Raw genomic sequence first — 21,301 nt, 5'->3', positions numbered from 1 at the left:
ATCGGCCTGGTCGAAAACGGTGATGCGCAGCCTGTCGCCGGCATCGAGCATATAGGGCCGGTTGAGCGCCGCATGGAAGGCGGCAGGCGCAGGGTGATAGCTGGAGCATCCGCTGGTGGCAAGAAGCACCGCGCCGAGAGCAGCCAGGATTATGCGCCCGGAAAATCGCCGAGAAATGTGCTCAGAAACTCGCCCAGAAACTCGCATTGTCTGCACCGCTTGCAACCTCTGCACCGCTTGAAAACCTGCCGCTGCGCCACCTCCAGGTGTCGCCATCACGCCAGGATCGTCGCACATACCTCCATGCTCTTATCGAATGATTAGGGTTAACGGCTGGTAAAAGGAGGCCGCTATCCCAGGTTCGCGCTGTTCTGTTCAGGCTGCGCTCTCACGCACGCTTGCGGATCGCGCGCAGCACCGTCCACTTCAGCGGGCGTACCTTTTGCCAGATCCGCGTACGGCGCATCCGCTCCATCGCTCGCATCCGGCTGATATAGAGATTCCCACGCCAGGTCCGAGTACCGGTCTTCTGGGAAAGTGGGACCGTGACCTCGCAATGACTGAGCTTCCACGGCTCGTCGCCGATACCGTGGTCCATGTACTCGAAACCGTTTTGATGAAGCCATTCAAGCGTCCGGTAGTTGACGATGTGGCCGACCGAATATTTGGCCCACTCTCCTGCCTCGAAGCTCATCAGTATCCCGTAGTAGCGTTTGCCGCGCACCAGCCCCCAAAGTGTCGAGACGATCTCGTCTCCGACCTTGAACGCCGAAAGGTGCAGCATGCCGGCTTCCGCGAATCTGTCCGTGCCTTCCTCGAAAAACGCTCGCTTGTCCGGCTCTGCGTCGAAGCCGGGAACCTGCGTCTCCTCGAAACGTCGCTGCTTTTGTTTGAGAACTGCCTGGAGGATTTCGTCTCTTTCGGTTTTTCCGGAGGCAATGACATATTGGCAGGACGCCGAGCGCTCCAGGTTACGCATCTTCCTCATAAGACTCTTGTGCTGAGGCTGGGCCTTCTGGATATCCGCCCACGAACGCCGCAGATCGGTCCCATGGCAGGATACGTCGTTCGGCCCGTCGGAAATCAGATGCAGCGGGTTGATCAGCCCACCGACATCCTCTGGCATCTTGTCCAGGATGAATACGTCAAAGGCAGGGAGCGACGCGACGATCGCCTCCCAGAGTTGCTCGGCCAAGGGCCGCGACCACTCCCATGGCACGGGAAAAAGAACCGGCGCATTGTAATCCGCCGCACCCTCGTCGATGAAGCTGAGGATTTTGGCGCCCTTGCTCATCTTGATGCAGAGCGGGACGAACATAACCGGATTGCCCGACCCGTCGCGCACCTCGACAAGGCACAGGCGTGCGCCGCGGGACCGGCCGAATGTCGCCCACCAGACGCCAAGGAAGGTTTTCGTCTGGAAAGCATGATAGCGGGCTTCCGGCGACGAAGCCGGCTCTCCTACAGGCCATTCGGCGGGCAAGCCTTCGAAGCTGTCATGGACGCGGATGGTGAAAGTCGGGTGCACGGCGATGATCTGTCCTGTGGCCTACTGCATGATTCCTCAAATCGAGATTTCCATCTGGGGAAAGCAGTTTTAAAAGTGTCAGAGCGTCCTTGGGCCGTCTGATGGGGCGCGTGGGGCTAAAGACGATGTGCCGGGGAAATCTGAGCAGAAACGGCACCGGATTGCCAGCGCGCATTCTTAAATCCCCCCACGGACCATCTATCGCATGCTTCTCCTAAAAAAAGCTTTCGGACAAAAAGGGGATTTGCTAGCCCCTAGGAGGCAGCGCGCCAGGGGGGTGAAATACAATATGAGCGTTTCTATCATTATGAAGACCCTCAATGAGGAGAAGCGGATCGCTGCTGCGATCGAAAGCGCGCTTGCCGCCTTGTCCCAGGACGTCGAGAAAGGGAAAAGCGAGATCATCGTCGCCGACAGCGGATCGACTGACCGCACAATCGAGATCGCCAGCCAATATCCCGTCACAGTGGTGCAGATAGAAGCGCCGGCAAAGCCCAGCTGCGGCATAGGCCCGCAATTGGGCTTTCAGTACAGCCATAACGAATTCATCTGCCTGATGGATGGCGACATGTTGCTCGACAAGGATTTTCTGGCGGCTGCCATTGCTTTTCTGAAAGCAAATCCACGCGCCGCGGGTGTTACCGGCCATGTGGTGGAAATGAATGTCGATAATCTGGAATTCACCCGAAGGGTTCGCCGCGTCTCACCGGAAAACAGGATAGGCCCGCTCGACCGGATGAATGGCGGCGGGCTTTACCGGCGTAGCGCCATCGAAGAGGCCGGCTATTTCTCAGACCGTAATCTGCATGGCTATGAGGAATTCGATCTCGGCGTCAGGCTACGGGCGCTCGGCTGGAGCCTTCACCGGCTGGACCGGCGCTTCGTCTCGCATTTCGGCCATTCCATCAACGCTTACAAATTGCTGGTGAAGCGCTGGCAATCGAAATATCTGCGCGGCGTCGGCGAGTTGCTGCGCGCGGCCTGGGGCAAGCCCTATTGGAACAATCTCTTGAAGGAACTGCCGGAATTGCGGCTATGGGCCGGCGTCTACGCTTGGTGGCTCGCAATGCTGGCGCTGCTGGTCTTCCTGCCTGACAAGAAATGGGCAATCGCCATCGATCTTGCCGCGATCATTTTCGTCATCGCGATCATGAGCCTGAAACAGCGAAGCCTGCCGCTCGGCTTTTATGCCGTCGTCGCCTGGTGCTTCCATGCCGCTGCCCTGCCGCTCGGCTTCTTCCACCCCAGGCGCGCACCCGATGCCCGGATCGAGAGCCGGGTGATTTCAAAGCCGCGCTGATGCAGATTTAAAAGGACGAGAGCGGCGCTGTGGTTGGTGACAGGCGAATTATGGCAACGGGTCGTTAGGTGTTCCGGATTTGACATCCACCTTGGCATTCGATGCCATCCGGCTACGGCGGACAAGACGGGTGAGGACGATCCATGAGGCGATCACAATACCCCCCTCGATCACATAAATGGAAATGAAGGTGCCCTGTGGCGGAGCAAGCCATGTCGCATAGGCGATGAGAATGGCGCCCAGGGCATTGCCGGTGTTGAGAATGGCGGCGCGGAATGCGTGATGACCCGCCGCACCAAGCACTTCGGTCGCGACCGACCAGATGGCGACGAAAATAACCACCCAGCAAAGGATGCGCGTGAAGGATACGAGAGAGACATATTCCTCACCGAACAGGAGTGGCAGGAACGGCGCCAGCAGGAATATGGCCACTGCCGAAGCAACGCCGATGCCGAAGCCGGCGACCAGAATCTTCTTGCTGCGACCGATGGCGTTGTGAATGCCCTTGGCGCTCGCCACCGCGAGGCTGGGGTAAACCAGCCTGTTGAGGGCATCGATCGTCATATAGCTGCTGTCGGTGATGCGCCGCACCACGCCATAGCTGCCGACGATTTCCGGTGTTGCGACGATGCCAAGCACGAGCATGTCGGCATTCTGCCGGATGGCGCGGAAGATGAAGGGTGTGGCGAACAGGATGCCGAGGCGGATCTCCTCCCGGAGGATGCGGTATAGCGGAGGGCCGAGCTTGCGCAACGACCATGCATAGGCAAACGCGATCAGAACATGACAGGCAAACTGCCATACCGCCCACTGCGCCACCGTGGAAACCCCGAATACGAGGCAGGCAAGCGCCGCCGCAGCCGTTCTGGCAAAGGCGAAACCGACGACTGATTTGTTGGCATCCGCGAACTGCGAGTGGGCGATGAATATCTGCTCGGTCAGCAGGATCAGCTTCACCAGCACGATATTGGTGATCAGCATCAAGAGCATGACGGCCCTGTTCGCCGATGGGTCGGGCGACAATTCGATCCAATGGGGCAGGATAAGAATGCCCGCGACGACCAGGAACACGCCGCTTGCTGCGATCAGGATCAGATTGTGTCCCAGCATCGTGGGATATATGGCGTGGTCACGTGCGACACGGCGCACCAGACATTCGTTTGCGCCGAGACCGCATAGATGGACTGCAATGCTGGCTATTGCGATGAACGAAACATAGACGCCGAATTGATCAGCGCCCAGGGAGCGAGCGAGTATGGCGAAGGTGACAAGCTGCGCCGCATTGGCTGTGACGAGGCTGCCGCTGGATGCGGCATATGACAGCATCATCGGCAGGAATCGCCTGAGCCGGTTGGCGCCGTCGGTCAGAATGTGCGCCATTTGATTATGAAGCCTACCCAAAGATATTGCTAATGCCGTTGTCGTCTATACCGGCGATATAGCATTTTATTAACCAAATTTTTCAACCTATCGCTTAGTCCTCGATACAGGAAAACCGTTACGCTTTGATTGATGATGACAAGGCCTGAGCCCCATGTACACCTTACGTGACCTTGCAGCCAAGGCGCAGACGAGCTCCGCGCGCCAAGCGGCCGTCGGCGACGATCATATGCGGGCCTCTATCCATGCCCCTGTGGGCCAGCCCAGACCTGTGTCTTCCCTTGCTTTTCCGCAGATCGAGCCCGCGAGCATCGTCTCCTGGCTGGTCGATCGCTGGCTCTGGATTTTGGTGGCAATGCTCATCGGCGCCCTTATCGGCGTTGGCTATGGCATGACCGCCTCGCCGCGCTATACGGTCTACACCGATATTCTCGTGCCGCCTTCCAATCTTCAAGTCGTGCCGAACGATATTTATCCGCGCAACGAGCAGAGCGAGAGCCAGCTCCTCGATGTCGGGAGCAAGCTCCTGGTGCTGACTTCGGGCAATGTGCTGCGTCGGGTGGTCAAGGAACTCGATCTCGAGAACGATCCCGAGTTCACCGGCAAGGATGGCGGCTTCAGTTTGCGATCGCTCTTCCGTCCAGCGCCTAAATCGGGCGATACGACCCTCGCGGCGATGCGCGGCCTATCCGAACGCATCGCGGCGCAGCGCCAGGAGCGGACCTTTATCATCACCGTGTCGGTATGGACCAACGATCCCGAGAAATCCGTTCGGGTGGCCGATGCGCTTGCCAAGGCATTCGAGCAGGAAGTCGTGCAGTCGGAAGCCAATGATGCGGGACGAGCGGCGGAAGCGCTCGGCAGCCGCCTGGCCCAACTGAAGAAGTCGGCAACCGAGGCCGAGCAGAAGGTCGCCGCTTTCAAGCAGGCGCATGGTCTGCAGACCAGCGGGGGTGAACTGATCAGTGCACAGTCGATGGGACAGATCAATGTCAGGCTGATCGACGCCAAAGCCCGCCTTGCCGAAGCTCAGTCCCGTTATAAGGAGCTGACCGCGGCGAGTTCCAATCCGATAAGCCCGTCAAGCACCTTGCAATCGCCGACACTGACCGGCTTGCGCACGCAATATGCAAGCGTCAAGCAAAGGGTCGACGCCATGTCCATGACCTATGGCCCCCGTTATCCCGGATTGGTCAGCGCGCAATCGCAGCTCCAGGGACTTGAGCACGGCATCGCACAGGAAACTGCCCGGATGTTGCGGGCGGCACAGGTCGATCTCGATCAGGCTGCCTCGGTGGTGGATACGCTCAACAGGCAGGCAGCAAGTGCGCGTGCATCGGTCTCCATCGACAATGACGCACAGGTGCAACTGAGCGACCTTGAACGCGACATGGCAGCCAAGGTCGCCATCTATCAGACTTTCCTCACCCGCGCCGGAGAGACGGCCGAGCAACAGCAGCTCGATACCACCAACATAAGGGTGATATCCACCGCCGTCCCGCCGCTCACTAAAAGCTGGCCGCCGCGGACATTGCTCCTGGCCGCTGGCGGCGCATTCGCCGGATTGGCCATTGGCATTTGCCTCGTCTTGGCGATAGGCTTGCTCGGCGCTTTCCGCGAGGATCAGCGGATGGCTCGGGAGCGGGGGTGATTCTATCATGCGGTTGGTCGCGCAAGACGGGGCGGAGGCGATAGCCTATGCCTGATATATTCAAGAGACTCGACGCCTGGGCGGGCAGCATCCCCGACAGGCTGCTGCGGCGTATGCCTGGCCCGCGCATTTTCATAGAGACTTCCCGGCCGCTGGTATCGTTCACGTTCGACGATGTTCCAGACACCGCGCTGACCAATGGAGCGCGCATTCTCGAAGAGCACGGGGTGCGCGGCACATTCTATATCTCAGGATCGCTTGCCGGGCGCGAGGAGCCTGACCGAACGCTCATAACGCAGGATGGTTGCCGCGCGCTCGTCGCGCATGGACATGAAATAGGCTGCCACACCTTCTCGCACATCAAGGTGCGCCATATGAACCACGAGGCCATAGATGCTGATCTCGAACGTAACGGGCAATATCTCGACGCGATCGAGAAAACGGCTTCCAAGCGCAATTTCGCCTACCCCTACAATGCCGGTTCCTTTTCGGCGCGACGCATATTCGGAAAGCGTTTTTCCACCTGCCGGATGGGCGGAGAACAGATCAACCGCGGATCCGTCAACCCGGCCTTTCTGCATGGCGTCGAAATCAGGCAGCCCGAATCCCATGCGCTGGGTCTGACGCGCCGGATCGACGAGCTTGTCGCCAAACCCGGATGGCTGATCTTCTTTACCCATGATATCGCGCAGAAGCCGACGCCCTATGGCTGCACGCCGGAGACCTTCGAGACGCTTGTCGCACATGCGCTTCTGCGCGGCTGCACTGTCCTGCCTGTCCGCGATGTTCTCGCTCAACTCGGGAGGCCGAGGTCCTGAAACGATCCGCTAAAGACGTCCATCCGCGCCTCCTTGCCATCAATAATTATTTCTATCGGCGCGGCGGGGCGGAAACCATCTTTCTGGAGCATATGCAGCTTTTTCAGGAGATTGGCTGGGATGTCGTGCCTTTTGCCATGCAGCACCCGGAGAATCGCGCATCTCCCTGGTCTGAATATTTCGTTTCGGAAATCGAATATGGCCGGGAAAGCAGCGCCCTGACCAAAATCGCCCAGGCCGGTAAAATCATCTATTCGTTCGAAGCGCAGCGCAAGCTGAAGGCTTTGATCGAGCGTGCGCCTCCTGATATCGCCCATGCGCACAATGTCTATCATCATCTCTCGCCCTCGATTTTCCCGACGCTGAAGAACGCGGGCATCCCGACCGTGATGACAGTGCATGATCTGAAGCTGGCTTGCCCGGCCTACAAGATGCTGGTCGATGGCCATATCTGCGAGGAATGTCGCGGCGGCAGAATCTACAATGTCGTCAGGCACCGTTGCATCAAGGAATCGACGGCGCTGAGCGGCCTGGTGCTGCTTGAGACCATCGTTCACCGTGGCTTGGGGCTCTACCGGCACAAAGTGGACAAATTCGTCGTGCCGAGCCGCTTCTACCGCGACAAGCTTGTCGAATGGGGATGGCCGGCCGAACAGTTCGTCCATATCCCCAATTTCGTCGATACCGATGGCTTCTCGACCGATTGGGACGAGAGCGACTATTTCGTCTTTGCTGGCAGGTTGGCGCCGGAAAAGGGGGTCGCCACGCTGATTCGCGCCGCCGCCCTGTCAAACCAGCGGCTCGTCATCGCCGGCACCGGGCCCGAGGAAAAGGCTTTGCGGGCGCTTGCCCAGGAACTCGGCACGGACGTCACCTTTGCCGGGCATGTCTCGGGCGAAACGCTGGCGCGCCTCATTGGCGAAGCGAAAGCGCTTGTGCTCCCGTCGGAATGGTATGAGAACGCACCGGTGAGTATATTGGAAGCCTATGCGCTGGGTCGGCCCGTTATCGGCGCCGATATCGGCGGCATTCCGGAAATGATCGAAAAAGGGGAAACGGGAATGACGGCGGTCTCGGGAGATGCGCAGGATCTCGCGCGCGTCATGGCCGTCATGGCGGGTTTGCCGTCCGCGGCAAGGGCCCGCATGGGATTGAACGGCCGTGACTGGATCGCCCGCGAATTTTCGTCTGCCGCCTATCGCAACCGCATGGTCGATCTCTACGCCACGCTTGGAGCGTCGCGATGACCGCGCCCATTACTGGTGTCCCTGCTGGAGAAAAACGGCCCAGGGTGATGATGCTCGGGTTGCGTGGGATCCCCGATGTGCAGGGCGGCGTCGAGAAGCATGTGGAGGAATTGAGCCACCACTTTGCCGAAAAGGGTTGGGATGTCGAGGTTATCGGCCGCAAGCCTTATCTCGGGAATTCCATTTCCTACACATGGAAAGGAATCAGGGTCCTGCCGCTCTGGGCGCCTCGTTCCATGAAATTCGAAGCCATCGTCCATACCGCACTCGGCGTCTTTGTCGCTGCGTGGCGGCGGCCCGATATCCTGCATATCCACGCCATCGGGCCGGCTTTGCTGACGCCGCTGGCAAGGCTCATGGGGCTCAAAGTCGTCGTCACCCATCACGGCTACGATTATGACAGGCAGAAATGGAATCGCTTTGCAAAGCTCATTTTGAAGCTCGGCGAAGGGGCGGGAATGCGCTTTGCCAACAGGCGCATTGCGGTTTCCAACGACATTGCCCGGACCATGGAAAAACGCTACGGCGTCGCCATGCAATTCGTGCCGAACGGCGTCGCCGTCCGCCGCGGCTCTGCAAATACTCGGGTCCTGGAGAAATTCGGGCTTGAGCCACGCCGCTATATCATCATGGTCGCGCGCATCGTGCCGGAAAAGCGCCAGCACGATCTGATCGCGGCCTTCGCCAGACTGGATGACCCGTCGGTCAAGCTGGTCCTCGTCGGCTCCGCGGAATATACGGCTTCATATGCGCAGGACGTCAGGAAGCTGGCGGAGGAGACGCCAGGGGTGATTCTCACCGGGGTGCAGACCGGCGATGATCTCGCCGGTCTTTTCGACAATGCCGGTCTTTTCGTGCTGCCGTCCAGCCATGAAGGCATGCCGATCGCGCTGCTCGAGGCGATGGGCTACGGCCTGCCGGTGCTGGCGAGCGACATTACCGCCAATCTGGAAATCGGCCTGCCCGCCGAGGACTATTTCCCGCTCGGCAACATCGACGAACTGGCCGCCGCGTTGCGCCGCAAGCTGGCAAAGCCGTTTTCCGAGGCAAATGCATCGCTGCAGAACAGCCATGTAGAAAAGGAATATGGCTGGCCCCAGATATCGGATCGCACGCTGCGGGTCTATCAGGAGATCAGGAAGCCGCCCAGATGGCAGGATTGATCAAGCCGGCCGTCAGGTTTCGCGAACGGATCAGCGGCAGCCCCTTCCGCTGCGCCGTCCAGCCGATGGCGTGAAGCTCCGCCGCTGCCGGTTCAACCCGCTGTGCCAGCGCCCAGGATTTGCAGTCGATGGCGGCGACATCGGCCTTGCCTTCGGCGACCGCGCGGATCGAGGCGCGATGTGCGCCGGTTTTCACCTTTTCCGAGAAGATGGCGAGACTCATCCCCATCGCCTCCAGATCGCGTTTCAGCGCGAGATAGCCGGAAAGCGATTCATCTTCGTTGAAGGCGAAGCGTTTGCCCCGAAAAAAGCCGGTAGGAAGATGCGCACGACCAGCGGCGGGAGGCGGTATCCGCCGCCCTTCGCCCCTGTGCGCGACGATCACGCTTGAATAGAGTTCTCCACTCCCGCCGGCAATGTCGTCATAGTCGATCTGGCCGATCACGGTCACATGGGAGCTGAGCCCCATTTCCATCGGTCCCCAGCAGGCTTCGGAAACCAGCAGATCGGGATGACGCCACAGGACGGATAGATCGAATTCATCCGGCGGAAGGTTCTCCGGATCGGCGGCGATGATATTGCCCTGCCCATCGCGAATGCTGCCCGGCACGGCAGGCATGTCGCCATTGCGCCGTGTCAGATGCTCCGGCGCATCAATGTCCCGCCGGCGCAGACCGTCGCGCATCGCCGCCCAGCGCGCATCTGTTTCATCGCGCAGTTCCAGCCAGTCATACATGGGAAGTGCCGCGATCAGTGTCACTCGTGCTTCGGTTCCGCCGGGATAGGCGCGGTCGCGCCGCCGTGGATATTGATGCGGAAACGGCGCGGGCGGAAGGCCTGATCGGCAATCATTTCCGGCCTGGTTTCCGCTTCGCCCCGTTGCAGCACGGGATGAACCACAGGTTCCTTGACGCTCAACGCGAAGGCGCGCAGCACCTCGAAATAATTGCGGAAGACATAGCCGTCATTCATCCGCTGCCATTCCTCCCGCCTGGCGCGATAAAGCGCCGGCAGTTCGTACCATGCCGCCCTCGGTTGCTTGTGATGCACGAAATGCAGATTGTTGTTGAGGAAGAGCGGCGCCAGAATGGAATTTTCGACGATAATCGTCCTTCCATCCGGCCGCTCCGACCATTGATGCTCGCAATAGGAGCGGATCGCGATGAGTGAAAGGCCGAGATAGACCGATGTGATGGCATAGAGCCAGAGCGGAATGCCGAAGGTCAAAGAGATGATCGGAAGGATCGGAAGGAGACCGGCCAGATGCTGCAACCAGGCGGAACGGACTTGCCGGTCGCCTGCCCGAAGCTCTCTCAGTTCCGAGATCAGGAATCCGGTGATCATCAACGCCGGACCGATGCTGATGCGGCCGAGAAGCGTATTGTTCCAGCGCAGCAGCGTCTTCAGGATGGATGGCAGCACCTGCCAGTCGGTGAGCGCCCGGTAATAGCTTTCCGGATCGTCATAGGGGTCGGTCAGCCGCTCGTCGGCGTGATGCTGCAGATGCGTGTGCTTGTAGCGCCGGTAGGGATAGAACAGTCCGATGGGCAGGAAGACAAGCGCCTCGTTCACGCCGGTGATGCGCGTCGGATGACCATGCAGCGCCTCGTGCTGCAGCGAGGAATGGAGCGCCACCGCAATCCCCATCAGCACGAGAGCGAGCGCCGGCATGACAGGGAAGAGAAATGCGCCCGCCCAGAACCAGAAGGCGTAGCAGGCGGCGATTAGCGCCAGTGTCGGCCATTCGACACGAAATAATCTTCCGCGGCGCAATTCCGCGCCCGGCTTGTGAGCAGATGTCCCATTCATGTGTGTGCCCCGATTGCCCCCGAAGAATCGCATCGGGTGCGGGACGCGGCAACGAGATTATGATGACTCAACGTTGATATTGATAATCATTTGCCGCATATGTTGATGATTATCATCATTTCGGAATGAAAATGGACAAAAGGGATCTGGCCGAACTTTTCCGCAACCGCCTGACAGGGCTCGTGGCCCGATCGGGCGAAAGCCAGTCGGCCTTCGCCGCGGCGATAGGCGTCGACCGCTCGGCCCTGTCGCAGCTTCTCTCCGGCAGTTCTCCGCGCCTGCCGCGCGTCGAAACGCTTCTCAACATCGCCGAGCGTCACTCCGTCTCCCTCGACTGGCTGCTCGGTCTCTCGCAGGACGAGGGGCTCATGGGCGAGTTGCGTCCCAGCCTCGAAATCGAAGAGGGAAGCGAAGGCTATGACGTCACGCTTCTCATGAAATGGCATGCCGAGGCGGCGGGGTCGAAAATCCGCTACGTTCCCTCCCGCATCCCCGATCTGCTGCGCACGCCGCAAACCATCGCCTATGAAGCGGCGGCAACACATCAAAGCGTCGTGACGCAGGCTACTGAAACGGCGTTCCGGCTGGATTACAACCGCCAGCCCGGCACCGACATGGAGGTCTGCATGCCCCGGCAGACGCTCGAAGCTTTGGCCGAGGGGAACGGCATCTGGAGTGGCCTCACGCGCACGGCAAGAGCCGAACAGCTCTTGCACATGGCGGATCTCGTCAAGGAGCTTTACCCATCCCTGCGTCTGTTCATCTTCGACGGTCGCGAGCGCTTTTCTGTGCCCTATACTGTTTTTGGCTCACAACGCGCCGCGATCTTCGTTGGCGGCATGTATCTCGTCCTCAACAATGCCGAATCTATCCGCACCATGCAGCGCCATTTCGATGAACTCATCCGCTGCACCCGGATCCATGCCCACGAAACGGCGGACTTCCTGCGCGATCTCAAGGTTTCCTGAAACAAGCGGCCCGTGTCAGCCTGTGTCAGCTGTGTGCATTGATCGGTACTTTCCTTTTGCCCGTATAAATGCTTCCTTTTCTCCAGCCGCCTCAATTGTGGAACATGGTTTTCCGGCCTGCCAGGAAATCCGTGATATCAAAGATGCATCAGGCATCGAAGGGGAGTACGAAAATGCCCTACAGGAATATCTTTCTCTCTGCTGCTCTCGGCGCTGCTCTGGCCCTCGGACTTTCCGCCGGCGCCGCCAATGCGCAGGTCGTCGTTGCCTCCAAGATCGATACGGAAGGCGGCGTTCTCGGCAACATCATCCTGGCCGTGCTGAACGCCAACGATATCCCAACCACCGACCGCATCCAGCTTGGCGCGACGCCGGTCGTGCGCAAGGCGCTCATCGCCGGCGAGATCGACATCTATCCCGAATATACGGGCAATGCCGCCTTCTTCTTCGAAAAGGCCGACGATCCGGTCTGGAAAGACGCCGCCAAGGGCTATGCGGAAGCCAAGAAGCTCGATTATGACGCCAACAAGATCGTCTGGCTGACGCCATCGCCCGCCAACAACACATGGGCGATCGCGCTGCGCAAGGATGTCGCCGAGCCGAATAAGATCGTCAGCTTAAGCGATTTCGGCAAATATGTCTCTGGCGGTGGTCAGGTCGTGCTTGCCGCGTCGTCGGAATTCGTCAATTCGGCCGGGGCGCTGCCCGCCTTCCAGACGGCTTATGGCTTTACGCTCAAGCCTGACCAGCTCATTACGCTTTCCGGCGGCGATACCGCTGCCACAATTGCCGCCGCCGCCAACAAGACCAACAACGCCAACGCCGCGATGGTCTATGGCACCGATGGCGGCATCGCGCCGTCAGGCCTCGTCGTGCTGGAGGACGACAAGGGTGTCCAGCCCGTCTACCAGCCGGCGCCGATCATCCGCGAGGCTGTGCTGAAGGAGCATCCGCAAATCGAAACGCTGTTGAAGCCGGTTTTCGAAAAGCTCGATCTCGTCACCTTGCAGGATCTCAATGGCCGAGTGCAGGTCGGTGGTGAGCCGGCCAAGGCCGTGGCGGAGGATTTCCTAAAGAAGAATGGCTTTTTAAAATAGACGGCACGGCCTGGAGAGGGGCATCGATGAGCGGGCGCATCGCCTTCGACAAGCTCGGCGTCGTCATCGCCGCTATCGCAGCTTGCGGCGTCTTCCTCGCGCCCTTCGCCACCTTCCGTGCCAATCGTATCGTTCCGGGCGATGCGAAAACGATCTTCGAGGCACTGCCCTCATGGGCGGCGATGACGCTGCTCATCGTTCTCGCCGCCGCGACCATCATTGCGCTCCTGCGCCTCGCGCTGCCATGGCGGCTTGCCGCCAGCATGGCCGCCCTTGCGGCGCTGCTGCTTCTCATCGGCCTTGCCGCGAACCATCTGACACCGCCTGGAAATACCTATGCCCGCGTCTCGCCAGCTTCTGGCTTCTGGCTCCTGAATTTCGCGTTCGTGCTGCTCGCGGCCGATAGTCTGACCCGGCTTCGCCTCGGCCCGGTGGCGCGCATCGCCGTCCTCGCGGCTGCTGCGCTCGCGGTGGCGGCCATCCTCTATTCCGGCAGCTGGAATGGACTTTCGATTCTCAAGGAATATGCCAACCGGGCCGATAGTTTCTGGGCCGAGGCCGCCAAGCATGTGACGCTGGCGATAGGCTCGCTTGCCGCCGCCGTGGCAGCCGGCATACCGCTTGGCATCCTCTGCCATCGGGTGCCGGCCCTGCGTGATGCCGTTCTCAATGTCCTTAATATCATTCAGACCATTCCGTCCATTGCGCTTTTCGGCATTCTGATCGCCCCCCTCGGTTGGATCGCGATCCATGTGCCGGGCGCAGCCGCCATCGGCATTCGCGGCATCGGTACCGCACCGGCTTTCGTCGCGCTTTTTCTTTATTCCCTCCTGCCAGTGGTGGCGAATACGGTGGTCGGGCTTGCCGGCGTGCCGGCGGCTGCCAACGACGCCGCGCGGGGCGTCGGCATGACGGCAAGCCAGCGGCTTTTCAAGATCGAGTTTCCGCTCGCCTTTCCGGTCATCCTGACCGGAATCAGGATCGTGCTGGTTCAGAATATCGGCCTTGCCACTATCGCCGCGCTGATCGGTGGCGGCGGTTTCGGGGTCTTCGTCTTCCAGGGCATCGGGCAGACGGCGATGGACCTCGTGCTGCTCGGCGCGGTGCCGACCGTGGCGCTCGCCTTCGCGGCCGCCGTCATTCTCGATGCCGCAACGGAATTGAGCGCATCCAACGGGGCCCGAACGGCATGATCGAAATCGAACACATCACCAAGCGCTACGGCGACGCGGATGTCGTCAGCGACGTGTCCTTCGTGGTCCAGCCGCGCACCGTCACCGTGATCGTCGGCACATCGGGTTCCGGCAAGACGACCCTCCTGCGCATGATAAACCGCCTGGTCGAGCCGACATCTGGGGCGATCAAGCTCGATGGCCGCGATAACCGTGCTGTGCCGGCCTATGAGCTGCGCCGCCACATCGGCTATGCCATCCAGGGCCATGGGCTTTTTCCCCATCGCACGGTGGCGCAGAATATCGCCACCGTGCCGGGCCTGCTCGGCTGGGATAATACTCGCACCGACACACGGGTGAACGAACTCCTGTCGCTATTCCAGCTCGATCCCGCCACCTTCGGCCCGCGCTATCCGCACGAGCTTTCGGGCGGCCAGCAGCAGCGCGTCGGCGTCGCCCGCGCGCTGGCAGCGGAACCAAATGTGCTTCTGATGGATGAGCCGTTCGGCGCGCTCGATCCCGTGATCCGGGCAAAGGCGCAGGAGGATCTGCTCGCTATCCAGAAGCGGTTCGGGACGACGATTATTCTCGTCACCCATGACATGGAGGAAGCCATCCATCTGGGCGACCGCATCGCCGTGATGGACGAGGGCAGGCTGATCCAATATGCGACGCCGGCCGAGATTCTCGCTAGACCGGCGACGCCTTTCGTCGAAACGCTGATCGGCACCGGCGACAGGCCCTTCCGCTTCTTGTCGCTGAACGAGGTCGGCGAAGCCGTGGAGCCGGGGACGGCTGAGGGCGAGGCGCTGCCGGCATCCGCGACGCAGCGCGACGCGCTGGCCGAATTGCTTTGGTCGGGACGAACGGCGCTGCCGGTCGAGGCGGATGGCAAGCCCATCGGACGTGTCACGGTGGAAGGCTTGATCAGGCGCGCGGCGAGGCCCGCATGAGGCTTTCGCTGCCGGTCCTGCTGCGGCTTTCTGCGCTCGCTCTGCTGATCGCCTTTCTCCTCAGGCCGGACTGGTTCGAACCGGTCCTCAAGCCGCTGACCGACAACAACGCGCCTGTTGTCTACAATCAGGGCAGCCTCCTCATGCTGACCTTCCAGCATCTGCAGATCGTGTTCATTGCCACGCTTGCCGCCACGATCGTTGCGCTGGCGCTGGCAGTCCTCGTTACCAGGCCCATCGGCGCGGAATTTCTCCCCCTGTCACGCAGCCTCGTCAATATCGGCCAGACCTTTCCGCCCGTGGCGGTGCTGGCGCTGGCTGTGCCCGCCATCGGTTTCGGTGAAAAGCCCACGCTGATCGCGCTCTTTCTCTACGGCCTGCTGCCGATCTTCGAGAATGCGTTGACCGGGCTCACCAATCTTCCCCATGCCGTGGTCGAGGCGGCGAGAGGCGTCGGAATGAATGAGCGCCAGAGGCTCCTCAAGGTCGAACTGCCGCTCGCTCTGCCGGTCATTCTGGCCGGCATCCGGCTTTCTGTGGTGATCAGCCTTGCGACAGCCACCATAGGCTCGACTGTGGCGGCAAAGACGCTGGGTGAGGTGATCATCGCAGGCCTCATCTCCAACAACCTCGCCTTCGTCCTGCAGGGCGGGCTGATCGTCGGCATCCTCGCCGTCCTCATCTATGACGGGCTGTCGGCAATCGAACGCGTACTGGCGCGCCGCATGGGCATCGCGCCGAAATGATGAGGCCCCGCTTGCGCGGAGCCTCCTTTTCAGTGAGCTGGATTATTTATTCACGAGCGCCAGCATCGCCTCGCTATAGCGCTCGCCGACCACGCGCGAGGGGGAGAGCGCTTCCCCGATCTTGGCGATCTCGTCCCGGCCGAGCACGACATCGGCCGCCGCCACATTTTCCTCAAGATGCTTGATCTTGCGCGCGCCGGGGATCGGTACGATGAAATCGCCCTGGTGCAACACCCAGGCGAGCGCGAGCTGCGCTGTCGTCACGTTCTTTGCCCGGGCGATTTCCTCCAGCGTGTCGACCAGCGCCACATTGGCCGCCAGATTGTCGGCCTGGAATCGCGGCTGTGACTTGCGCCAGTCGTCCGCGCCAAGCTCGTCCGCCTTGCGGATCGTGCCGGTCAGGAGGCCGCGTCCGAGCGGGCTATAGGGCACGAAGCCGATGCCAAGTTCGCGGCAGGTATCGAAAACATCATCTTCCGGCTCGCGGGTCTGCAGCGAATATTCGCTCTGCACCGCCGCAATCGGATGCACCGCGTGGGCGCGGCGAATGGTGGCAGCACTGGCTTCCGAGAGGCCTAGCGCCCGGATCTTGCCCTCGCGCACGAGTTCGGCCATGGCGCCAACAGTGTCCTCGATCGGCACGTCAGGATCGACGCGGTGCTGGTAGAAGAGATCGATGACGTCGATGCCGAGCCGTTTCAGCGAGGCCTCGGCCACCGCTTTAACATTTTCCGGCCGGCTGTCGAGGCCGATGATACCTTCGCCGCCCTGCTTCGTCGGGTCGATCCTGAAGCCGAACTTGGTGGCGATCACGACGCGGTCGCGCACGTCCTTCAATGCCTTGCCGACGAGTTTCTCGTTTTCGAAGGGGCCATAGACTTCGGCTGTATCGAAGAAAGTAACGCCGATCTCTACAGCCCGATGCAGAGTCCGGATCGCATCCTTCTCGTCCTGCCCGCCATAGGCGAAGCTCATGCCCATGCAGCCAAGGCCGACAGCCGATACGGTGAGTTCATTGCCGAGTTTGCGTGTTTTCATCTGCAAGCTTTCTATGTTTTACGCAAGCCCGGGCGGAAAACCGCTTCGCACTTTTCCTGGACTCGCTTTTGGATAGAATGCTGGAGATAGGGCTGAAGGGACAATTCGATAATTGCGCTTTAATTTCACGGGGCGTTCTATAATTTAGAACAATGAACCGGAATCAGCTGTCACAACTCGCCGTTCTCGCCTCTGTCGCCGCGCATGGCAGCTTCCGAGCCGCCGCCAGGGAACTGGAGATCGCGCCATCGGCGGTCAGCCATGCGGTCGCGACGCTGGAGGAAGGCCTCGGCGTGGCGCTCCTTGCCCGCACCACCCGCAGCGTGGCGCCGACGGAAGCCGGCAGGCGGCTTCTCGAACGCCTGTCGCCGGCGCTTGCTGAAATCGAGCTGGCGCTCGGCGCTGCAGTGGATATGAGGGATACGGTCGCGGGCACGCTGCGGCTGAGCGTGCCCCGGGCCGCCGCCCATCTCGTGCTGGCGCCGCGTTTCGGCGAATTCTGCGCCGCCTATCCCGATGTCACGCTCGATATCTGCATTGAAGATCATTTGATCGATATCGTCGCTCATGGATACGACGCGGGAATGCGGCTCAATGAAAATCTCGAAGCGGACATGGTGGCCGTGCGTTGTGGGCCGCCGATATGCGGCGCCGTCGTTGCCGCGCCATCCTATTTCGAGCGATATGGCATCCCGATGCATCCGGCGGATCTGATCCATCACCGCTGCATCCGCCATCGCTTTCCCTCCGGCCGGGTCTATCGCTGGGAGTTGGAGAAGGGTGAGGAAATCCTCGAAATGGCAGTCGATGGCCGAATGATCCTCAATGACGACAGGCTTGCCCTTGAGGCCGCGCTTCAAGGCGTTGGCATCGCCTTTCTGTTCGATCTTCATGTGATGGATGCCGTGGCGGATGGCAGGCTGGTACGGGTGCTGGAGGATTGGTGCCCGGCTTTTCCCGGCCTTTATATTTATTATCCAAGCCGCAGGCGGATGCGCCCGGCGCTACGCGCCTTCATCGATTTCTATAAATTCTGATCAGCCTTGCAGTCTTTCCTTTTCTCCCGGTGATGATAGGTTCCGCTCCAAATCGGAAAAGAGGAGTTGTCATGTTCCGCTGGGGTGTACTTTCGACGGCGAAAATTGGTGTGACACTGGTGATCCCGGCGCTTTGCGCGTCTGAGAATGGTGTGGTGACGGCGATCGCCAGTCGCGACATCGCAAAGGCCCGCGCCGTGGCCGACCGCTTCGGGGCGCCGCATGCCTTCGGCTCCTATGAAGAACTGCTCGCTTCCGACACCGTTGATGGCGTCTATATTCCGCTGCCGACATCCCAGCATGTCGAATGGTCGCTCAAGGCGGCGGAAGCCGGCAAGCACGTGCTGTGCGAAAAGCCGATCTCGCTGCATGCAAGCGAGATTGCATCGCTTATCCGCGCGCGTGATACCTATGGCGTGCTGATCGCCGAGGCCTTCATGGTCTATTACCATCCGCAATGGATCAAGGTGCGTGAACTGATCAACTCCGGCGCCATCGGCCGGCTCAGCCATGTGCAGGGCGTCTTTACCTATTTCAACAAGGATCCCGGCAATATGCGCAACCAGGTGGCGCTCGGCGGCGGCGCATTGCCGGATATCGGAGTCTATCCCACGGTCGCCACCCGCATGAGCACGGGCAAGGAGCCGCTGCGCGTCCTGGCGAAGGTCGAGCGCGATCCGGATTTCGGCACCGATCGCTATGCCAATGTCACGGCCGAATTCGATGGCTTCGATCTCTCTTTCTATGTCGCGACCCAGCTCGCCCAGCGCCAGTCGATGGTCTTCCATGGCGATAAGGGCTTCATCGAGGTCCACGCTCCCTTCAATACCGCCAAATACGACCATGCGCGGGTGACGCTCAACGACGCCGGCCATACCCAGGCGACCGAATGGAATTTTCAGGATGTTAACCACTATCAGCTTCAGGCACAAAGCTTCGCTCGCGCAGCTCTGGGTGAGGATGCGTCGGTGTTTACCCTTGAAAACTCTGTTGAAAATCAAAGGTTTATCGATGCGATCTATCGGGCGGGCGAGAGCGGTGGCTGGGAGGAAATCTGACCCTTTATGGTCCGCAACATGCGCAGGCGGATGAATTTACCACTAGGGCGCGTCTTGTGTCTTGCAGTAAAAAATAGCCCTTCTTATATACGCGAAGCTATTGTGCGCTGCTTTCCCCAGGGGAATCGCGTACCGTAAAAACCCGGTAGGGGCTGCTGAATGGAATGCTCGGCAGAGGTCCCGGCAGCCTGCTGAATGGAGAAATGTAATATGGCAAAAGTTATCGGCATCGATCTGGGAACGACCAACTCCTGTGTCGCCGTCATGGACGGCAAGAACGCGAAGGTCATCGAGAATGCGGAAGGTGCTCGCACCACGCCTTCCATCATTGCCTTTACGGATACCGACGAACGCCTTGCGGGCCAGCCCGCCAAGCGCCAGGCCGTCACCAATCCGGAAGGCACGCTTTTTGCGGTCAAGCGCCTGATCGGCCGCCGCTATGACGACCCGATGGTCAAGAAGGACAAGGATCTTGTGCCTTACAAGATCGTCAAGGGCGACAATGGCGATGCCTGGGTCGAGGTGCACGGCAAGAAATATTCGCCGTCGCAAATCTCCGCGATGATCCTGCAGAAGATGAAGGAAACAGCGGAAGCCTATCTCGGCGAGAAGGTCGAGCAGGCCGTCATCACAGTTCCCGCTTATTTCAACGATGCCCAGCGTCAGGCGACCAAGGATGCAGGCAAGATTGCCGGCCTCGAGGTTCTGCGCATCATCAACGAGCCGACGGCTGCAGCTCTCGCCTATGGCCTCGACAAGACGGAAGGCAAGACCATCGCCGTATACGATCTTGGCGGCGGCACCTTCGACGTCTCGGTCCTTGAGATCGGCGACGGTGTGTTCGAGGTGAAATCGACCAATGGCGATACCTTCCTCGGCGGCGAGGATTTCGACATGCGTCTCGTCGAATATTTGGCGGCTGAGTTCAAGAAGGAACAGGGTATCGACCTGAAGAACGACAAGCTCGCCTTGCAGCGCCTCAAGGAAGCTGCGGAGAAGGCCAAGATCGAGTTGTCGTCGGCCCAGCAGACCGAGATCAACCTGCCGTTCATCACGGCGGATGCCACCGGTCCGAAGCATCTGACGATGAAGCTCACCCGCGCCAAGTTCGAGAGCCTGGTCGATGATTTGATCCAGCGCACCATCGAGCCTTGCAAGGCTGCGCTCAAGGATGCCGGCCTCAAGGCTGGCGAGATCGACGAAGTGGTTCTCGTCGGCGGGATGACCCGCATGCCCAAGGTGCAGGAAGTGGTCAAGGCGTTCTTCGGCAAGGAGCCTCACAAGGGCGTCAACCCTGATGAAGTCGTCGCCATCGGCGCTGCGATCCAGGCCGGCGTTCTCCAGGGCGACGTCAAGGACGTTCTGCTCCTCGACGTGACGCCGCTGTCGCTCGGCATCGAGACGCTTGGTGGTGTGTTCACCCGCCTGATCGACCGCAACACGACGATCCCGACCAAGAAGTCGCAGACCTTCTCCACGGCTGAGGACAACCAGTCCGCCGTGACGATCCGCGTCTTCCAGGGCGAGCGTGAGATGGCGGCCGACAACAAGATGCTTGGCCAGTTCGATCTTGTCGGCATTCCGCCCGCACCGCGCGGCGTCCCACAGATCGAAGTGACCTTCGACATAGACGCCAACGGCATAGTCAACGTCTCGGCCAAGGACAAGGGCACCGGCAAGGAGCACCAGATCCGCATCCAGGCATCCGGTGGCCTTTCCGATGCCGATATCGAAAAGATGGTCAAGGACGCCGAGGCCAATGCCGAAGCCGACAAGGCCCGCCGCGCCACTGTCGAGGCCCGGAACCAGGGCGAGGCTCTGGTGCATTCGGCGGAAAAGTCGCTCAAGGATTATGGCGACAAAGTTTCCGCCGAGGACAAGACGGCCATCGAGGATGCGATCGCCGCTTTGAAAACCTCGCTCGAAGGCGAAGACGCCGAGGATATCAAGGCGAAGACGCAGAACCTCGCTGAAGTCTCGATGAAGCTCGGTCAGGCCATGTATGAGTCTGCACAGGCTTCCGAAGGCGGCGAGGAAGCCACGGCTTCCGAAAAGCCGGATGACGATGTCGTCGATGCCGACTATGAGGAAATCGACGACGATAAGAAGAAATCCGCATAAGCACGGTTTCGAAACTCACGAAAAGCCCGGCCTCAGCGCCGGGCTTTTTGTATCCGCGAGAACGCGGCCTCCGCATCAGCCTTGTTATTAACCGAACCCTGATACCATTCTGCCTGATCGGGACACACAAAAGCCAGGAGCAGGGCGGTTTGTCACGATCAGATCGAATCCGCGCGTCCCAACGGGCGCACGAAGCATACTCTGATATTGTGAAA

At 60.3% G+C, this 21,301-nt stretch carries 18 protein-coding genes and 1 pseudogene; 13 read left to right on the top strand and 6 right to left on the bottom strand.

All coding sequences use genetic code 11. The annotated features are described in order from the left end of the window. Positions 1–207, bottom strand: a pseudogene (locus DUT91_RS26515) (hypothetical protein); the annotation flags it as partial. 181 nt (positions 208–388) lie between these two features. Continuing rightward, on the bottom strand, positions 389–1,528 hold the full coding sequence (locus DUT91_RS06965) for a GNAT family N-acetyltransferase (RefSeq protein ID WP_114439601.1): 1,140 nt from the start codon (positions 1,526–1,528) through the stop codon (positions 389–391). A 289-nt stretch (positions 1,529–1,817) separates the two neighbouring features. Between DUT91_RS06965 and DUT91_RS06960 the strand changes: the two genes are divergently transcribed. Next, positions 1,818–2,828 (top strand): glycosyltransferase family 2 protein, encoded by a 1,011-nt coding sequence (locus tag DUT91_RS06960; RefSeq protein WP_114439600.1) that lies wholly within the window; start codon positions 1,818–1,820, stop codon positions 2,826–2,828. A 48-nt stretch (positions 2,829–2,876) separates the two neighbouring features. On the opposite strand, the gene DUT91_RS06955 is transcribed toward DUT91_RS06960, so the two are convergent. After that, positions 2,877–4,208 (bottom strand): lipopolysaccharide biosynthesis protein, encoded by a 1,332-nt coding sequence (locus DUT91_RS06955; protein WP_114439599.1) that lies wholly within the window; start codon positions 4,206–4,208, stop codon positions 2,877–2,879. 154 nt (positions 4,209–4,362) lie between these two features. Between DUT91_RS06955 and DUT91_RS06950 the strand changes: the two genes are divergently transcribed. The 4 genes from DUT91_RS06950 to DUT91_RS06935 are packed head-to-tail and all read left to right on the top strand — an operon-like array spanning position 4,363 to position 9,087. Further along, positions 4,363–5,859: a GumC family protein gene (locus tag DUT91_RS06950; RefSeq protein WP_114439598.1), complete on the top strand. Its 1,497-nt coding sequence runs from the start codon at positions 4,363–4,365 to the stop codon at positions 5,857–5,859. A 47-nt stretch (positions 5,860–5,906) separates the two neighbouring features. Continuing rightward, entirely contained in the window at positions 5,907–6,677 is a 771-nt protein-coding gene (locus DUT91_RS06945; protein ID WP_114439597.1) for a polysaccharide deacetylase family protein, read from the top strand. Continuing rightward, positions 6,674–7,924, top strand: coding sequence for a glycosyltransferase family 4 protein (locus DUT91_RS06940; RefSeq protein ID WP_281032600.1), 1,251 nt, complete (start codon positions 6,674–6,676; stop codon positions 7,922–7,924). Before DUT91_RS06945 ends, DUT91_RS06940 begins: the two co-directional genes overlap by 4 nt. Next, positions 7,921–9,087: a glycosyltransferase family 4 protein gene (locus tag DUT91_RS06935; protein WP_245419583.1), complete on the top strand. Its 1,167-nt coding sequence runs from the start codon at positions 7,921–7,923 to the stop codon at positions 9,085–9,087. Before DUT91_RS06940 ends, DUT91_RS06935 begins: the two co-directional genes overlap by 4 nt. On the opposite strand, the gene DUT91_RS06930 is transcribed toward DUT91_RS06935, so the two are convergent. Next, positions 9,059–9,823, bottom strand: a complete 765-nt coding sequence (locus DUT91_RS06930; protein WP_114439595.1) for a phosphate/phosphite/phosphonate ABC transporter substrate-binding protein — start codon at positions 9,821–9,823, stop codon at positions 9,059–9,061. The genes DUT91_RS06935 and DUT91_RS06930 overlap by 29 nt on opposite strands. 20 nt (positions 9,824–9,843) lie before the next feature. Beyond that, the gene (locus DUT91_RS06925; RefSeq protein WP_114439594.1) at positions 9,844–10,896 is read right to left on the bottom strand and encodes a fatty acid desaturase; all 1,053 of its coding nucleotides are present in this window, start codon (positions 10,894–10,896) and stop codon (positions 9,844–9,846) included. Positions 10,897–11,027: 131 nt separating this feature from the next. Between DUT91_RS06925 and DUT91_RS06920 the strand changes: the two genes are divergently transcribed. From DUT91_RS06920 to DUT91_RS06900, 5 genes are all read left to right on the top strand, one after another. Beyond that, positions 11,028–11,864 (top strand): helix-turn-helix domain-containing protein, encoded by an 837-nt coding sequence (locus DUT91_RS06920; protein WP_114439593.1) that lies wholly within the window; start codon positions 11,028–11,030, stop codon positions 11,862–11,864. A gap of 173 nt (positions 11,865–12,037) precedes the next feature. Next, complete coding sequence (gene osmF / locus DUT91_RS06915; protein ID WP_114439592.1) at positions 12,038–12,961, top strand: glycine betaine ABC transporter substrate-binding protein OsmF; 924 nt, start codon at positions 12,038–12,040, stop codon at positions 12,959–12,961. A gap of 26 nt (positions 12,962–12,987) precedes the next feature. Further along, positions 12,988–14,154, top strand: coding sequence for an ABC transporter permease (locus tag DUT91_RS06910; RefSeq protein ID WP_114439591.1), 1,167 nt, complete (start codon positions 12,988–12,990; stop codon positions 14,152–14,154). Continuing rightward, on the top strand, positions 14,151–15,086 hold the full coding sequence (locus DUT91_RS06905) for an ABC transporter ATP-binding protein (RefSeq protein ID WP_114439590.1): 936 nt from the start codon (positions 14,151–14,153) through the stop codon (positions 15,084–15,086). The genes DUT91_RS06910 and DUT91_RS06905 overlap by 4 nt, the downstream gene beginning before the upstream one ends. After that, a complete protein-coding gene (locus tag DUT91_RS06900) occupies positions 15,083–15,832 on the top strand; it encodes an ABC transporter permease (RefSeq protein ID WP_114439589.1) in 750 nt (249 codons plus the stop codon). The genes DUT91_RS06905 and DUT91_RS06900 overlap by 4 nt, the downstream gene beginning before the upstream one ends. 42 nt (positions 15,833–15,874) lie before the next feature. Here the strand turns inward: DUT91_RS06900 and DUT91_RS06895 are convergent, their stop codons facing one another. Then, positions 15,875–16,870, bottom strand: coding sequence for an aldo/keto reductase (locus DUT91_RS06895; protein ID WP_114439588.1), 996 nt, complete (start codon positions 16,868–16,870; stop codon positions 15,875–15,877). 152 nt (positions 16,871–17,022) lie between these two features. Between DUT91_RS06895 and DUT91_RS06890 the strand changes: the two genes are divergently transcribed. The 3 genes from DUT91_RS06890 to dnaK all read left to right on the top strand — a co-directional run bounded on the left by DUT91_RS06890 (position 17,023) and on the right by dnaK (position 21,086). Then, positions 17,023–17,907 carry a LysR family transcriptional regulator gene (locus DUT91_RS06890; RefSeq protein WP_114439587.1) on the top strand — a complete coding sequence of 295 codons (885 nt, stop codon included), beginning with the start codon at positions 17,023–17,025 and terminating at the stop codon, positions 17,905–17,907. 71 nt (positions 17,908–17,978) lie between these two features. Beyond that, complete coding sequence (locus tag DUT91_RS06885; RefSeq protein ID WP_114439586.1) at positions 17,979–18,965, top strand: Gfo/Idh/MocA family protein; 987 nt, start codon at positions 17,979–17,981, stop codon at positions 18,963–18,965. A 210-nt stretch (positions 18,966–19,175) separates the two neighbouring features. Continuing rightward, on the top strand, positions 19,176–21,086 hold the full coding sequence (dnaK, locus tag DUT91_RS06880) for a molecular chaperone DnaK (RefSeq protein ID WP_114439585.1): 1,911 nt from the start codon (positions 19,176–19,178) through the stop codon (positions 21,084–21,086). Positions 21,087–21,301: the final 215 nt, after the last annotated feature.

This window comes from Paramesorhizobium salinisoli (assembly GCF_003335045.1).
GTDB classification, from domain to species: domain Bacteria; phylum Pseudomonadota; class Alphaproteobacteria; order Rhizobiales; family Rhizobiaceae; genus Paramesorhizobium; species Paramesorhizobium salinisoli.
Note: the sequence above shows the minus strand (reverse complement) of the source record. Positions and strands in the feature narration are given on the sequence as shown.

What these genes read in the sequence shown, in the direction of transcription:
- DUT91_RS06895 (WP_114439588.1), bottom strand. Translation starts at nt 16,870, where the DNA reads ATGAAAACACGCAAACTCGGCAATGAACTCACCGTATCGGCTGTCGGC.
- DUT91_RS06920 (WP_114439593.1), top strand. Translation starts at nt 11,028, where the DNA reads ATGGACAAAAGGGATCTGGCCGAACTTTTCCGCAACCGCCTGACAGGG.
- DUT91_RS06960 (WP_114439600.1), top strand. Translation starts at nt 1,818, where the DNA reads ATGAGCGTTTCTATCATTATGAAGACCCTCAATGAGGAGAAGCGGATC.
- DUT91_RS06905 (WP_114439590.1), top strand. Translation starts at nt 14,151, where the DNA reads ATGATCGAAATCGAACACATCACCAAGCGCTACGGCGACGCGGATGTC.
- DUT91_RS06935 (WP_245419583.1), top strand. Translation starts at nt 7,921, where the DNA reads ATGACCGCGCCCATTACTGGTGTCCCTGCTGGAGAAAAACGGCCCAGG.
- DUT91_RS06945 (WP_114439597.1), top strand. Translation starts at nt 5,907, where the DNA reads ATGCCTGATATATTCAAGAGACTCGACGCCTGGGCGGGCAGCATCCCC.
- DUT91_RS06885 (WP_114439586.1), top strand. Translation starts at nt 17,979, where the DNA reads ATGTTCCGCTGGGGTGTACTTTCGACGGCGAAAATTGGTGTGACACTG.
- dnaK (WP_114439585.1), top strand. Translation starts at nt 19,176, where the DNA reads ATGGCAAAAGTTATCGGCATCGATCTGGGAACGACCAACTCCTGTGTC.
- DUT91_RS06900 (WP_114439589.1), top strand. Translation starts at nt 15,083, where the DNA reads ATGAGGCTTTCGCTGCCGGTCCTGCTGCGGCTTTCTGCGCTCGCTCTG.
- DUT91_RS06950 (WP_114439598.1), top strand. Translation starts at nt 4,363, where the DNA reads ATGTACACCTTACGTGACCTTGCAGCCAAGGCGCAGACGAGCTCCGCG.
- osmF (WP_114439592.1), top strand. Translation starts at nt 12,038, where the DNA reads ATGCCCTACAGGAATATCTTTCTCTCTGCTGCTCTCGGCGCTGCTCTG.
- DUT91_RS06890 (WP_114439587.1), top strand. Translation starts at nt 17,023, where the DNA reads ATGAACCGGAATCAGCTGTCACAACTCGCCGTTCTCGCCTCTGTCGCC.
- DUT91_RS06955 (WP_114439599.1), bottom strand. Translation starts at nt 4,208, where the DNA reads ATGGCGCACATTCTGACCGACGGCGCCAACCGGCTCAGGCGATTCCTG.
- DUT91_RS06930 (WP_114439595.1), bottom strand. Translation starts at nt 9,823, where the DNA reads ATGTATGACTGGCTGGAACTGCGCGATGAAACAGATGCGCGCTGGGCG.
- DUT91_RS06925 (WP_114439594.1), bottom strand. Translation starts at nt 10,896, where the DNA reads ATGAATGGGACATCTGCTCACAAGCCGGGCGCGGAATTGCGCCGCGGA.
- DUT91_RS06910 (WP_114439591.1), top strand. Translation starts at nt 12,988, where the DNA reads ATGAGCGGGCGCATCGCCTTCGACAAGCTCGGCGTCGTCATCGCCGCT.